Here is a 14032-nt window from a genome sequence, read left to right on the forward strand (position 1 = left end):
GCCTATCGAACCTGCGGCTGCCGATAGGTGGACCTATGGTTGAAACATGGTCGATATCGAGCACCCGAAGAAGAAGGCCGCGGGCGTCCCCGCGGTGCTCTCGTCGTTCAAGTTCGGTTTCCGGGAGATGGGTCCCGCGCGGACCGGCAAGGTGTTCCTGAAGATGAACCAGGACGGCGGGTTCGACTGCCCGTCCTGCGCCTGGCCGGATCCCGACCACAAACGCAAGCACGCGGCCGAGTTCTGCGAGAACGGCGCGAAGGCGGTGGCCTGGGAGGCGACCCGTAAGCGGGTCCCCCGGGAGTTCTTCGCCGAGCACTCGGTCGAGGCGATGAACGAGATCTCGGAGTTCGAGCTCGGCAAGCTCGGCCGGATCACCGAGCCGATGCTGCTCCGGGCCGGCGCGACCAACTACGAGCCGGTCGGCTGGGACGAGGCGTTCCAGGTCGTCGCGCGGCACCTGAAGGCCCTCGTCGACCCGAACGACGCCGTGTTCTACACCTCCGGCCGGACCAGCAACGAGGCCGCCTTCCTCTACCAGCTCTTCGTCCGCGCCTACGGCACCAACAACCTGCCCGACTGCTCGAACATGTGCCACGAATCCTCGGGTACGGCGCTGTCGAAGGTGATCGGCAGCGGTAAGGGTGCCGTCACGCTGGAGATGCTGGAAGAGGCCGAGCTGATCGTCGTCGTCGGCCAGAACCCGGGCACCAACGCACCGCGGATGCTCAGCCACCTCGAGATCGCCAAGCGCAACGGCGGCGACATCGTCTCGGTCAACCCGCTGCCCGAGCCCGGCCTGATGAACTTCAAGAACCCGCAGGCCGCGCGGGGCTGGATCGGCAAGGGCACGAAGCTCGCCGACCAGCACCTGCAGATCCGGCTCGGCGGCGACCAGGCACTGTTCCTTGCCGTCGGCCACCTTCTGCTCCAGGCCGAGGCGGCCAACCCGGGCACCGTTCTGGACAAGTCGTTCATCGACTCGCACACCAGCGGGTTCGAGCTCTATGCGAAGCACAACACCGAGATCGACTGGCCGGCGGTCGAGCAGGCGACCGGACTGCGGCGCGCCGAGATCGAGGAGCTCACCCAGCGGTTCATCAGGTCCAAGGCGACGGTGATCTGCTGGGCGATGGGCCTGACGCAGCACCGCGAGGCCGTCGCGACGATCAGCGAGATCGTCAACGTCCTTCTCCTGCAGGGCAATATCGGCAAGCCGGGCGCCGGCCCGTGCCCGGTGCGCGGTCACTCCAACGTGCAGGGCGACCGCAGCATGGGCATCTGGGAGAAGATGCCGGACGAGTTCCTGGACAAGCTCGACTCCGAGTTCTCCTTCACCTCGCCGCGCGAGCACGGCATCGACGCGGCGGAGACGGTCAAGCGGCTGCGCGACGGCGCCGTCCGCGTGTTCTTCGGGATGGGCGGGAACTTCGCGTCCGCGACGCCGGACACCGAGGTCGTGCACCGCGGTCTGCGTGCCTGCGATCTGACCGTGCATGTGTCGACGAAGCTCAACCGGTCGCACACGATCACCGGTCGCGAGGCGCTGATCCTGCCGACGCTCGGACGCACTGACCACGACCACACCGCGGCCGGTCCGCAGTCGGTCACCGTCGAGGACTCACAAGGCGCCGTACACCTCTCGACCGGCAACCTGATTCCCCCGGGTCCGGAGATGAAGTCGGAGATCGGCATCATCTGTGGGCTGGCGCGGGCTGTGGTGCCCGACGTCGGCGAGATCCCGTGGGCCGACTTCGCGGACGACTACAGCCTGATCCGGCAGCGGATCGGGCGGGTGGCCGACGGGTACGAGGATTTCGAGGACCGCCTGCGGGCGAACGACGGCGGCTTCCTGCTGGCGCACGCGGCGCGGGACAAGCGCGAGTTCAAGACGTCCGACGCGCGGGCCCAGTTCACCGCCAACGACCTGACCTGGTTGCCGACGGAGCCGGGCCGGCTGCTGCTGCAGACCATGCGCAGTCACGACCAGTTCAACACCACGATCTACGGTCTCCAGGACCGCTACCGCGGCGTCAACGGGACCCGCGAGGTCGTCTTCGTGAACCCGGACGACCTGGCCGAGCTCGGTCTCGAGGACGGCGGGTACGTCGACATCGTGAGCGAGTTCCGTGGGGTCGAACGGCGCGCCTCGCACTACCGGCTGGTGTCCTACCCGACGGCTCGTGGTTGCGTAGCGGCGTACTACCCGGAGACCAACGTGCTGATGTCGGCCGACGACGTCGCGAAGGGCAGCAACACGCCCGTCGCGAAGGGCCTGACGGTCAGGCTGGAGCCAGTCGCTTCCTGAACCACGGCTGGAGTATTGCGAGTGCGACCGCGACAGCTGCGCTTGTCAGCCAGAGCCCTGTCGGGCCGGCGCTCTCCAGGAGTTGGGTGACTGTGAGCGGGGCGATCGTGGTCGCGATTCCCCAGCTCAGTCCGAAGACGGCCAGGTACCGGCCGCGGGCCTGATCGGGCGCCAGACCGGAGGCTTGCGTGAGGTAGCGGGTCAGCAGGAACAGGTCGCCGAGGCTCCAGAGGATCGCGGCAATCACGAAGACCGCCAAGGTGCCGGCGACTGCGCAGACAACCAAGCCGGCGGCGAGCAGGACGTAGCCGATGCTGATGGATCGGAAGTCGTCGAGGTGCTGGACGCGGAGCAGGCGTTGCGCGGCGATCAGGGTGGTCGCGGAGATGGCCAGGATGATTCCGATGCCGGACTTCGGGAGACCCTGTTCGAGCAGCGTCAGCGGCAGACCGATGATGATCTGCATGTAGACGGTGGCGAAGATCGTTCCGCCGGCGAGGAGCAGGAGCAGTCGGCGATCGCGCCATACCGACACCGTCGAGGTGGGCGCTTCCTCTGCGTGCTGCAGGTCGGTTCGAAGGACGAGCGCGACCAGAGCGGCGCAGGACAGACACGTGATCGCGTCGGCAACGAAGAGCCACCGGAGATCCCAATGGCTGAGCGCGGCAGCGAGTAGGCCGGCCAGCACACCCGCAGCAGCCAGCGCGGCGCTGTAGAGACCGTAGGCGGCGGGCCGGTCGGACGGCTCGGTGACGTCGGCGATCATCGCCTGGCTCGGCGGCTCGTAGATCTCGAACGCGAGGCCGAGCAGGATCGTGGCAAGTACTGCCGACCACAACGTGTGGCTCAGCGCGATCCAGAGTTGGGCGATCGCGCAGCCGCTGAGGCCGAGCACGATCGTCAGGCGCCGGCCGAGGCGGTCGGCCAACTGGCCGCCGAGCAGCCGGGACGGGATCGTCGCGGCGCCGAAGACCGCGAGGATCAGGCCGGTCTGACCGAGCGAAGCACCGAACTCGACCGTGAGCACAACGCCCAAGAACGGGAGCGTGAACGCGCCGATCCGGTTCACCGCGCGGGCGACGACCAGGATCCAGACAGTCCGGGACAGCCCACGCCAGGGTCCGGTCAGCGTGGCAGCAGCGCTCATCACAACTCCATGACTGTCTAAACGGATATGATCGGTCACGCGAGAGCCTACGGAGAGGACCCATGACCGGTCAAGTGTCTTTTGATAGTCACGCCAGGAGTGTGCTGGCGGCGTCGGTCGAGTACGTGAACCGGCTGACCCCCGGGTACTCCGGCGGCGTCGCGTACGCCGCGCCCGCCGACGATCCCGCAGTGATCACCGAAGCCGTGGCACAGGCCCTGACCGCGATCGGTCATCCCCCGAAGTCGGTGCCGGTGGACGACGCCCGCCGCCTCAAGCAGTTGGCCGGCCGGATGCGGCTGATCTTCGAAGCCGCCGCAGCCGACGACCTGGACACCGCCGCGACCGAGATCAACGCGCTCCTCGTGGACACCAACGCCCGTCCACAGCTCGACCGCGGCCGGGACCGCCCCTGGAGCCTCCACTTCCACGGCCCCGACGAACAACTAGCCAACGGCTGGGCAGCCGGCTGCGCCGCCGGCCTGGCCCTAGCCGTCGGCAGCGACCTAGCCGGCCGCCTGGGCGTCTGCGCAGCCCCCCAATGCGACCGCGTCTTCGTCGACCTGTCGAAGAACGGTCAACGCCGCTTCTGCTCCCCCCAATGCCAAAGCCGAGTCAAAGCCGCCGCCCACCGCGCCCGCCAGCAGCTGAGCTGACGAGTGTGATCTGCAGCTCGACAGGTAGTGCGCCGCGCGACAGCGTACGCGTGGGACATGCTCACGCTCAGGTGCACTAGAGAGCTACCCGACACCTCCTGTCCGCATGCAGATTCACTGCTGGGCACGCGTGATGATCGGATACGCCGGATCCTCGTTGTCCACCACCAGTTGGGCGCGGTCGGCGGGGTGGATTTCGTTGACGTACCTGCGTTCGCCGGGGATGTATCTGGTCAGGTAGCGGTGCTCGGCGGCTGCAGGCGAGTCCTTCCAGGCCTGGTCGCGGGCGGTGCCTCGGTGGAGGACCGTGTCGAAGCTGACGTGGATGTAGATGCGGAGATCCCAGTGTGCGTCGAGCTCAGGTCGTTGGAGGAAGGCGCCGTCGGCGAGGAGGACGGCGTCGGGAGTGGCGGTCCGGGTTGGTGAGTCGAGGGCGGAGCGCGCGGAGGTTTCGCGGACCCCGACGACGTAGCGACGGTTGCCATCTGGTCCGAGTGGCAGCAGGAGCTGATTGCGGACCGCGTCGTAGTCCCACCCGACTGCGAAGAACCCTTTCCCACTTCGGTCGCTGCGCGCAAGCAAGTTGCAACAACCTGCAACAGGCTTGCGCAACGGCAGGCGCCCCACCCGATGGTTTCGGGTGAGGCGCCTGGGGAGTGGTCAGCCGACCGGGGTCAGTTCGCGTTCCTCGTCCGGGGCCGGGGGGAGCGGCGAGCCGTGCTTGGCGCGCTTGCCGCGTAGCCACTTCGGGGCCCACCAGTTGGTGTCGCCGAGGAGGATCATCACGCTCGGCAGGACGACGGCGCGGATGATCGTCGCGTCGATCAGGATCGCGACCGCCAGACCGACTCCGAGCTGCTTCATGTCCAGCGTGCTCAGCGTCGCGAAGACCGCGAACACCCCGATCATCACCGCCGCCGCGCTGGTCACCACGCCGGCCGACCCGGTGATGCCCTCGGCAACAGCCTGCCTGGTCGGCACGCCCCGCAGTACGGCCTCACGGATCCGGCTGACGACGAACACGTGGTAGTCCATCGACAGACCGAACAGCACCACGAAGAGGAACAGTGGCAGCCAACTGACGACCGCGCCGTTCGACCGGAAGTGCAGCAGCCCTTCGGCCCAGGTGTTCTGGAAGACCGCGGTGACGACGCCGTACGCCGCTCCCGCGCTCAGCAGGTTGAGCCCGATCGCGGTGACCGCGACGACCACCGAGCGGAACGTCACCATCATCACGATCATCGTCAGCAGCAGGACGAACCCGATCACCAGCGGCAGCTTCTCCCGCGTGTGCGCCGCATAGTCGACGTCCGCGGCCACGAACCCGCCGACGGCATACTCGACACCCGGGACCTTGCCGACCGTCTCCGGCATCAGTTCCTTGCGCAGCTTGGTCAGCGAGTCCCGAGCCTGCTGGCTGCCACCCTCGTACGGCGTGGCGACCTCGAGCGTCGTCACCGTGCCGTCTTTGGAGACCCGCGGCTCCTCGAGACCGTCCGCCGCGAACAGCTTGTCGTCTTTCGTGCGCTGCATCAGGTCGGCCAGCGCGGCCTTCACCGCGGGCGCCTGGTTGGCCGGCGCTCGTACGGCGACCTCGTGGCTCGTGCCCGTGCTCGGGAACGCCGCGGTCAGCCGGTCGTACGCCTTCATCACCGACGTCGTCCGGGGCAGGTCCTCGGTGCCCGGGAACTTCAACTGCATCCCCAGCGCCGGCGAGGCAACCGCGAGCAGTGCCGTGACGGCGACGAGCAGCGTGGCGACCGGGTGCTTCAGCGCCGGCTTCAGCACGGTAGGCCAGAACCGCGGCTGACCCTTCGATGCCGTCAACCGCCACAGGAGCGGGATCCGCGGCCGGTCGACCCACCGACCGAGCTTCGCCAGTACGGCGGGGAGCACGGTGAGCGAACCGACGACAGCAACCGCGACGACGAGGATCGAACCGACCGCGAAGGACGAGAAGACCGCATCGCGGGCGAGGAAGAGTCCCGCCATCGAGATGATGACCGCCGTACCCGAGACGACGACCGCATGTCCCGACGTCGCTGCGGCGATCTCGACCGCCTCGACGTGACCGCGACCCTTCGCGCGCTCCTCGCGTTCACGGCGGAGGTAGAAGAGCGAGTAGTCGACGCCGACCGCCATACCGATCAGCAGGATGACGCTGTTGACCGCGTCGACCGCGGGTACGAGCTGTGATGCCGCGGCCGCCAAGCCGATCGCTGCGGCTACGGCAGACAGCGCCAGCAGCAACGGCACCGACGCGGCGATCAGTGCGCCGAACGCGATCAAGAGGATCGCCAGCGTCACCGGCAGGCTGAACATCTCCGCCCGCTTGAAGTCCCTGCCCAGCGTCTCGTTGAGCGCCTTGTCGATGGACAGTCCACCGACCTCTTCGATCCGGAGATCCGGATACTGCTTCTGCACCTGGGCGGTGGTGTCGAGCAACGGCTGCACTCGCGCATCGGCGTCGGCCCCTTCGGCGGCGTCCTTCAGGGTGACCCTGACGATCACCGCCTCCTTCTTCGGCGACGGCATCGGCTGCGCCACTTCCGCGACCCCACCGAGGGCGCGCATGCGCTGGATCACGACGCCGGCGGCCTTGGTCGCCGCGGTCTGGTCGAGCTGTCCGGACGGCGCCGTGATCAGCACGCTCTCCACGTCCGGGTCGTCGAAGTTGCCGGACTTGACGATGTTGTCCGCCCGGGTCACCTCACCGATATCGCCCTCGTTCTTCGACTCCTTGGTGCCGGTGATCGAGCCGAGCGCGAAACACGCGACCACGACGACAACCCACATCGCGATCGCCCGCCACGGATGGGTGGCACTCCAGCGCGCCGCCCGTACCGTGATCTGTCCCCTGGCCATGCTTCCCTGCCCCTCTGCGCCCCCTCGGGCACCCCACCCAGCGGTCCTGGCGTGACGCTGGCTACGGGCAAAAGCCTGACCGGCCGGGACCGGTCCCGGCCATGGAGGAAGCCACCCAGTCGACCCTGGGGGTAGCCCTACCCCACCCTTTCCCGTACGCCGTACGAGCCGGGGTGATCGGAGGTCAGAAGTCCTCGAGGTTGAGCGAGGAGGCGGCTGAAACGCCCTCCAGATACCCCTCGGCGCGCTCGGCCTTCGGATACCGGTGGACGAGGTCCCAGAAGGTGGCGTTGTGGGTCGGCTCGATCAGATGAGCGAGCTCGTGGACCAGCACGTAATCGACGACCCAGGCCGGCATCGACTGCAATCTGGCCGACAAACGGATGGATCTGTCCGCCGGAGTGCAGGATCCCCAGCGTCTGTTTTGGTTCGAAACCCACCTCACAGACGCAGGTTCGGGCACTTCTGGGAGGTGGCGACACGCGAGTTCGTGTGCTCTGGCCAACAATTTTTCGTCCGACACGCGCGACCGGCTGCGCTGCTTCTCGAGCCGCGCCAGCATGGTCTCGACCCAGCGCGCCTCTTCGGCGGCGGACAACCGGTCGGGCATCAGCACGACCACCCGCTCACCGTCCCGGTACGCGCTGACCGTGCGCTTGCGGCGCTTGCTGCGCCGGATATCCACGTACGGCGGGATCGGGCGCGGTGGGGAGTCGGCCATGGCTCAAAAATGTACCCCCCGAATCCGACAACTTTCTTCGGTCCACATCCTGTGCATCGGCGTTTCCGCAGGTCAGGTGCCAGATCTTGAACCTGCCGACCCGCGTTGTTCACATCCTGTTCCCCCGCCCGTCCACAGCGTCGAGCGGCGCGTCCCACAGGTTGCGCACAGAGTTATCCACAGGGGTGGACAACGCGGGCTTGCCTGCACGGCCGTCGCCTCCTAGCGTCATCTGCAACAGGCTCCCGGACCGCCTCCGGGGCCGCTCGGAGGGGAAGCCGAGCTGCTCCGGAGGCGGATCACCGGGAGCCTGTTCCGTGCCGGCGAAAGTTTCGGTAAGGGCTTTCCCCCCGGGATTCAGGCGGCGCGCTGACCGTGAGGTGCGCTTGAGCCTGCGCCAGGAGGCCGTAGGGTGAATCCCGACTGGGCCGCACGGCCTACGGCAGGACGGTCTGCCGTTCAGCATCCAACGACTGCCCGGGGCGAGACCCCGGGCTGGAATTCAAGCAAGGAGAGGGCCCTCATGGCAGAGACCTGGAGCGGCGAGTTCTACTGCGTCAAGTGCAAGGCCAAGCGCACCGCCGACGGCGAGGTCAAGGTCAACGACAAGGGCACGCGCATGGCGAAGGCCAAGTGCCCCGAGTGCGGTACGAACCTGAACCGGATCCTCGGCAAGGCCTGACGCACCACGTCGTAGGGGCGGTGCCCGGCACGCTGGCTGTGCCGGGCACCGCCCCTGGTGCGTCCCGGCTTGGGCGACCGGACAGAATGGAGGTGTGTCGGACCTTCCTCGCAAAGCGCTGAGCCGGACCGCGAAACTTGCCAGCCTCCCCCTCGGTGCCGCCGGGCGGGCGACGGTCGGCCTGGGCAAGCGCATCGGCGGAGCTCCCGCCGAGGCCGTGTTCGCCGAGTTCCAGCGGCGGACGGCCGATCAGCTGTTCGCCGTCCTGGGTGAGCTCAAGGGCGGCGCGATGAAGTTCGGGCAGATGCTCAGCCTGATGGAGTCCGCGATGCCGGAGGAGCTCGCGGCGCCGTACCGGGCGACCCTGACCAAGTTGCAGGACTCCGCCCCGCCGATGCCGGCCTCGACCGTGCACACGATCCTGTCGCGGGAGCTGGGCAAGCGCTGGCGGGACCGGTTCGAGGAGTTCGACGACCTGCCCGCGGCGGCCGCATCGATCGGTCAGGTGCACCGCGGCCGGCTCAAGGACGGCCGCGAGGTCGCGGTCAAACTGCAGTACCCCGGGGCCGCGGAGGCGCTCCGCTCGGACCTCAGGCAGCTGGGGCGGTTCGCGCGGACGATCGGCGCAATGGTCCCCGGTCTCGAGGTGAAGCCGCTGGTCGCGGAGCTCCAGGAGCGGATCGGCGAGGAGCTCGACTACGACCGCGAGGCGCAGGCCCAGCAGCAGTACGCGGACGCGTTCAAGGACCACCCGGAGTTCGTCGTACCGCGGGTCATCAAGCACTCCCCCACGGTCATCGTGTCCGAATGGATCGAAGGCCGCCCGCTGTCGTCGTACATCACCGAGGGCACGAAAGAGGAGCGGGACGCGATCGGGCTGAAGTACGTCCGGTTCATGTTCAGCGGGCCGAAGTACGCCGGTCTGCTGCACTCGGACCCGCATCCGGGGAACTTCCGGGTGATGGCCGACGGGCGGCTCGGCGTGGTCGATTTCGGGTTGTGCGCGCGGCTCCCGGACGGCCTGCCGCCGGCGATCGGGCGGCTGCTGCGGATCTCGCTGATGGGTGACGGCGAGGCGGTCCGGGACGGGCTCAAGGCCGAGGGCTTCATCAAGCCGCGGATGGAGATCGACCCGGAGCAGCTGATGGACTACCTGGCGCCGTTCGCGGAGCCGGCCCGCGAGGAGACGTTCCAGTTCAGCCGGGCCTGGATGCGCGCCCAGGCGAACCGGACCGGTGACTTCCGGTCGCCCAACGCGTCGCTCGCTCTTCGCCTCAACCTGCCCCCGTCGTACCTGCTGATCCACCGCGTCTGGATCGGCGGCATCGCCGTACTGTCGCAGCTCGAGGCGGAGGCCCCGTTCCGCACCGTGCTGGAGGAGCTGCTGCCCGGCTTCACCGACGACTGAGGGCCGGGATCGCGCGCAGCGTCACGGCCAGCAGGACCGCTACGGCCGCCAGGGCCACAGCGGTGATGCCAGCGGCCAGGTGGAGACCGCTGGTGAAGGCGTCGCGCGCCTGGTCCAGCAGGTCCCCCGTGGCGCCCTGGGCGATCGCTTCGCCCAGTGAGTTGCCGCCGCGACCGTCCATGTGGCCGCGGTACGCCGCAGTCACCACACTGCCCAGTACTGCGATGCCGAGCGAGTAGCCGAACTCGTTGCTGGTCTGCGTCAGCGCACCGGCCGAGCCGGCCTTCTCCGGCGGGACCGAGCCGATGACCAGGTTCGTGCCGAGCGTGACGAGCGGCGCCGGGCCGACGCACTGGATCGCGAAGGCGATCGCCAGAACCGTCGTGGACGTCGCCAGCGACGTCATGACCATGCCGACGACCGTGAACGCGATCCCCGCCGGGATCAGCACGCTCGGCCGGATCCGCTGGGCCAGCCGGGGCGCCAACTGGAAGGCGACGGTCGTCGTCAGCATGCCGGGAACCAGTGCGAGCCCAGCGGCCAGCGGAGTCATCCCCTCGACCAGCTGGAAGTACTGCGCCACGAACACCATCACGCCACCGGACAGCATCGAGAAGGCGAGCATGCTCCCGAGCGTCACGCTGAACGTCCGCCGCGTGAACAGCCGTACGTCGACCAGCGGGTCGTCCAGGTGACGCTGCCGCCGTACGAAGATCCAGCCGAACACCACCCCGACCACCAGCGCGCCGATCGACTGCACACCGGCGCCGTGCGACGCGAGGTGCTTCAGACCGTGGATCGCCGGCAGAATCGCCGCCAGCGAGAGCAGCACACTCGGTACGTCGATCCGCCCGGCCCTCTCGTTGCGGTACTCCGGGAGCAGGAACGGCCCTACGACGAGCAGCACGACCATCGCCGGTACGCCGATGAGGAACGCCGAGCCCCACCAGAAGTGGTTCAGCAGGACACCGCCGACGATCGGGCCGACCACCGCGCCGACCGTGAAGCAGCCGGCCCAGACGCCGAGCGCCTTGGCCCGCTGACGCTCGTCCGGGAACAGCGTGGAGATCAGGGACAGCGTGCAGGGCGCGATCGCCGCGCCGGCGATGCCGAGCACCGCGCGAGCCCCGATCAGCATGCCGGGATTGACCGAGTATGCCGCGACGACCGAGGCGATCCCGAACACAGCAGCCGCGAGCAGCAGCAGCCGACGGCGACCGATCCGGTCACCGAGGTTGCCCATCGTGATCATCAGGCCGGCCACCATGAAGCCGTACACGTCCAGGATCCAGAGCTGCTGGCTGCTGGTGGCGCCGAGGGCCTCGGTCACGGCCGGGACCGCGAGCAGCATCACGAACAGGTCCAGCGACACCAGCAACGTGGCGAGGCACAGGACGCCCAGCGCGATCCACTGTCGTCTGCTGGTCGCCACCGTGTCGGCCTCGATGGTCATGATCCGGTCCTTCCGCAGGGGTGTTGTCACTTACTGCGTCGAGTGGACCGGTCTGGTATCGACACCGACCGGGACTATCTTCGAACGATGACGACGTTCGGAAATCTGCCCGAGATCGTTGCGTCGGAGGACTGGCTCGCCGCCCGTCTGGAGCTGCTGAGGCTGGAGAAGGAGGTCACGCGGGCGCGCGACCGCCTGAACGCCGAGCGCCGGCGGCTCCCGATGGTCCGGATGGACAAGCCGTACGTCTTCGAGGGGCCGGACGGCGAGGTCGGGCTGCTGGACCTGTTCGACGGGCGGGACCAGCTGGTGATCCATCACTTCATGTTCGGCCCGGACTGGGACGAGGGGTGCCCGAGCTGCTCGTCGGCCGCCGACGAGATCGGCAACCTGCGCCAGTTGTGGGTGCGCAACACGTCGCTCGTGGCGGTGTCGCGGGCGCCGTACCCGAAGATCGCGGCGTTCAAGGAGCGGCTGGGCTGGACGTTCCCGTGGTTCTCGTCGTACGGGAGCGACTTCAACTACGACTTCCACGCCACGCTGGACGACCGGGTCGCGCCTGTGCTGCTGCACTTCCGCACGCAGGAGCAGCTGGCGAACGAGAAGGGTACGCCGTGGTCAGGCGGGCCCTGGACCGCCGACATGAACGGCGAGGAGCTGCCCGGGATCAGCACGTTCCTGCGGGTCGACGACGAGGTGTTCCACACGTACTCGACGTTCGGACGTGGCATCGAGGACTTTCACAACTGCTACCGGTACCTCGATCTGACCGTTCTCGGCCGTCAGGAGGCGTGGGAGGAGCCGAAGGGACGGGCGGAGCCGCTCGGACTGCACGTCGGCGGGCCCGCGATGCGGGTCCCCGATCAGTACTGATTCACCAGTAGACCGAGTCGAGCTTGCCCTCGATGCTGCGGACGTTCTCCCGGGCACAGCGGTCGCAGTACAGCAGCTTGCGCCCGTCCTCGATCGAGGTCATCCAGGTCAGCGGCACGTCCTCCGACTCCGCCTGCTGACCACACAACGCACAGGTAGCACTCGCCATGGCAATAGTGTGCACTGTGTGCGATGGCTGATTCACGGCGAGGCCGAGGTCTGGGGTAATCGGTGGCTGAGCGTACGGCGCTTGGACGTCCAGCAACCCGACGGGAGGCGGTTCGACTACCACGCCGTACGTCTGAAGGACATCGCCGCCGCCGTCGTGACCCGGGATGAGCAGGTGCTGCTGATGTGGCGGCACCGGTTCCTGACCGACACGTGGGCCTGGGAGCTGCCGATGGGGATTATCGAGGCCGGTGAGAGTCCGGAGGACGCGGCGGCGCGGGAGCTCGAGGAGGAGACCGGGTGGCGGGCCGTCGGGCTGACCGAGCTGATCCGGTCGGAGCCGGCCGCCGGGATCATGGACTCGCGGCACTTCGTGTTCCGGGCCGGTACGGCGGTTCGGATCGGGGAGCCGACCGAGCAGAACGAGTCGGACCGGATCGAGTGGATCCCGCTGGACGACGTACCCGGGATGATCGCGCGGCACGAGATCGTCAGCGGAATCACGCTGGTCGGGCTGCAGCAGCTGCTGATCCAGGAACGCTGAAGGGGCGGCACCCCTGTGGGTGCCGCCCCTCGGTTTCAGCTGGTCAGGCTGGTGATGCTGGGTGGATCAGACGAGGCGGGCGAGTGCGAGGCGCGCACGTGCGCTGGCCCTCTCAGCTCGCCGGCCTGCCCGCTCGGCCTGCTTCTGCGCCTTCTCGATCTGGTGAGCGAGGCGGAAGCGCCGGTTCTGCTCTGCGGCCTTCAGTGAAGCCCGACAGTGAGCACGGGCGAGATCTTCATTGAGTAAATGCATTTCGGTGCTCCTAGAGAAAGTCTGGGTCGTCATCGTTCGGACTCGTTTCGGATGGTTGGGTGTCGTTCAGGCTGCGGTAACGGTGTCGCTCTTGCGGGGACGCCCACGGGGCCGCTTGCGCGGAACCACCACACCTTGGACGAACAGCTCGCCACCCCACACTCCCCACGGCTCGGAACGCTCGAGCGCTCCGGCCAGGCACTCGGCCTTCAGCGGGCAGGTCGTGCAGAGAGACTTTGCGTACTCGACGTCCGCCGGCGATTCGGCGAAGAAGAGTTCTGGCGCGTAGGACCGACAGGGCAGGTCCTGCGACGTTGCCACCTCGGTGAAGACATCGAGGAAGCTAACGCTCATTCCGGTCACCTCCCAGTGACTTTTGGATGCTGGTCTCTTGTCGTCGGGACAACTTCGTTGTCGTTGGCGACGATTACCGGTTGGTAATCGCCAAATCTGTGGACAAACGCTGTGTTGGACAAACAAAAGGGCCGCGGGACCCTTTGGTGGGTTCCGCGGCCTGGAGGTGCCGGCTCTGACGCTTGTCAGACCGGTGGACTCCATGCTCGAGAACCCGAACCGCCGAACTTCACATCGCCGACAGCTCCGCCCTTGATCTGGGCAAAGCCGGAAGCCATGAGGACAACGGTCGCGACGTGCAGTCGCGGCGAGGCACCCTGAATCGGGGCGCACGGCAGCGCTACAGCGTCGCTGAACGGCTTCTTGACCGTGTTGGTGATCATTTCCAGGGCACCTCCTCTCGTTGTGGCGAAGCGGGCGGTTAGCTCGATCGCTATGGTTGTTTGAAGTTTTCGGCCAGGCTTCGACCGCAGAAAGAACAGTACGCCGTCCGCGTCGGAGCCCGCAAACTATTTATCGCCAGTTCGCGAAGTTGGCCGGAAGTTGCCGCTGCGGCGACCGGATCTGGTTGCCACGGCAAGGTTCCGGCACGCTCCGGGAC

General features: G+C 67.8%; 14 protein-coding genes. 6 read left to right on the forward strand and 8 right to left on the reverse strand.

Translation table 11 applies throughout. The features are described 5' to 3' along the window. Window positions 1–46 precede the first annotated feature (46 nt). Entirely contained in the window at window positions 47–2308 is a 2262-nt protein-coding gene (locus AB0J62_RS01315; RefSeq protein ID WP_363862808.1) for an FdhF/YdeP family oxidoreductase, read from the forward strand. Here AB0J62_RS01315 and AB0J62_RS01320 read toward each other — a convergent pair. Then, complete coding sequence (locus AB0J62_RS01320; protein ID WP_363862811.1) at window positions 2283–3455, reverse strand: MFS transporter; 1173 nt, start codon at window positions 3453–3455, stop codon at window positions 2283–2285. The two genes, AB0J62_RS01315 and AB0J62_RS01320, sit on opposite strands and share 26 nt — an antisense overlap. A 62-nt stretch (window positions 3456–3517) precedes the next feature. On the opposite strand from AB0J62_RS01320, the gene AB0J62_RS01325 reads away from it, so the two are divergent. Then, on the forward strand, window positions 3518–4111 hold the full coding sequence (locus AB0J62_RS01325; protein WP_363862814.1) for a CGNR zinc finger domain-containing protein: 594 nt from the start codon (window positions 3518–3520) through the stop codon (window positions 4109–4111). A gap of 114 nt (window positions 4112–4225) precedes the next feature. Here the strand turns inward: AB0J62_RS01325 and AB0J62_RS01330 are convergent, their stop codons facing one another. The 3 genes from AB0J62_RS01330 to AB0J62_RS01340 all read right to left on the reverse strand — a co-directional run bounded on the left by AB0J62_RS01330 (window position 4226) and on the right by AB0J62_RS01340 (window position 7697). Beyond that, on the reverse strand, window positions 4226–4693 hold the full coding sequence (locus tag AB0J62_RS01330) for a uridine kinase (protein WP_363862817.1): 468 nt from the start codon (window positions 4691–4693) through the stop codon (window positions 4226–4228). Window positions 4694–4771: 78 nt separating this feature from the next. After that, window positions 4772–6976 (reverse strand): MMPL family transporter, encoded by a 2205-nt coding sequence (locus AB0J62_RS01335; protein ID WP_363862820.1) that lies wholly within the window; start codon window positions 6974–6976, stop codon window positions 4772–4774. 184 nt (window positions 6977–7160) lie between these two features. Next, window positions 7161–7697, reverse strand: a complete 537-nt coding sequence (locus AB0J62_RS01340; RefSeq protein ID WP_363862823.1) for a YgjP-like metallopeptidase domain-containing protein — start codon at window positions 7695–7697, stop codon at window positions 7161–7163. 523 nt (window positions 7698–8220) lie between these two features. On the opposite strand from AB0J62_RS01340, the gene AB0J62_RS01345 reads away from it, so the two are divergent. Next, window positions 8221–8379 carry a DUF5679 domain-containing protein gene (locus AB0J62_RS01345; RefSeq protein WP_012922897.1) on the forward strand — a complete coding sequence of 53 codons (159 nt, stop codon included), beginning with the start codon at window positions 8221–8223 and terminating at the stop codon, window positions 8377–8379. Between the two features lie 94 nt (window positions 8380–8473). Beyond that, window positions 8474–9787 carry an AarF/ABC1/UbiB kinase family protein gene (locus tag AB0J62_RS01350; protein WP_363862826.1) on the forward strand — a complete coding sequence of 438 codons (1314 nt, stop codon included), beginning with the start codon at window positions 8474–8476 and terminating at the stop codon, window positions 9785–9787. Here the strand turns inward: AB0J62_RS01350 and AB0J62_RS01355 are convergent. Further along, complete coding sequence (locus AB0J62_RS01355) at window positions 9774–11240, reverse strand: MFS transporter (RefSeq protein WP_363862829.1); 1467 nt, start codon at window positions 11238–11240, stop codon at window positions 9774–9776. The two genes, AB0J62_RS01350 and AB0J62_RS01355, sit on opposite strands and share 14 nt — an antisense overlap. Window positions 11241–11327: 87 nt before the next feature. Between AB0J62_RS01355 and AB0J62_RS01360 the strand changes: the two genes are divergently transcribed. After that, window positions 11328–12113 carry a DUF899 domain-containing protein gene (locus AB0J62_RS01360; protein ID WP_363862832.1) on the forward strand — a complete coding sequence of 262 codons (786 nt, stop codon included), beginning with the start codon at window positions 11328–11330 and terminating at the stop codon, window positions 12111–12113. 1 nt (window position 12114) lies between these two features. Here AB0J62_RS01360 and AB0J62_RS01365 read toward each other — a convergent pair whose 3' ends face one another. Beyond that, a complete protein-coding gene (locus AB0J62_RS01365) occupies window positions 12115–12282 on the reverse strand; it encodes a hypothetical protein (protein WP_166679645.1) in 168 nt (55 codons plus the stop codon). 18 nt (window positions 12283–12300) lie between these two features. Between AB0J62_RS01365 and AB0J62_RS01370 the strand changes: the two genes are divergently transcribed. Next, the gene (locus tag AB0J62_RS01370) at window positions 12301–12825 is read left to right on the forward strand and encodes an NUDIX hydrolase (protein WP_363862836.1); all 525 of its coding nucleotides are present in this window, start codon (window positions 12301–12303) and stop codon (window positions 12823–12825) included. 318 nt (window positions 12826–13143) lie between these two features. Here AB0J62_RS01370 and AB0J62_RS01375 read toward each other — a convergent pair whose 3' ends face one another. Together AB0J62_RS01375 and AB0J62_RS01380 are read right to left on the reverse strand one after the other, a co-directional pair. After that, window positions 13144–13431, reverse strand: a complete 288-nt coding sequence (locus AB0J62_RS01375; protein WP_131285495.1) for a WhiB family transcriptional regulator — start codon at window positions 13429–13431, stop codon at window positions 13144–13146. 185 nt (window positions 13432–13616) lie between these two features. Further along, window positions 13617–13814 (reverse strand): hypothetical protein, encoded by a 198-nt coding sequence (locus AB0J62_RS01380; protein ID WP_363862839.1) that lies wholly within the window; start codon window positions 13812–13814, stop codon window positions 13617–13619. Window positions 13815–14032 lie beyond the last annotated feature (218 nt).

The organism is Kribbella sp. NPDC049584 (genome assembly GCF_040675555.1).
Lineage (GTDB): Bacteria > Actinomycetota > Actinomycetes > Propionibacteriales > Kribbellaceae > Kribbella.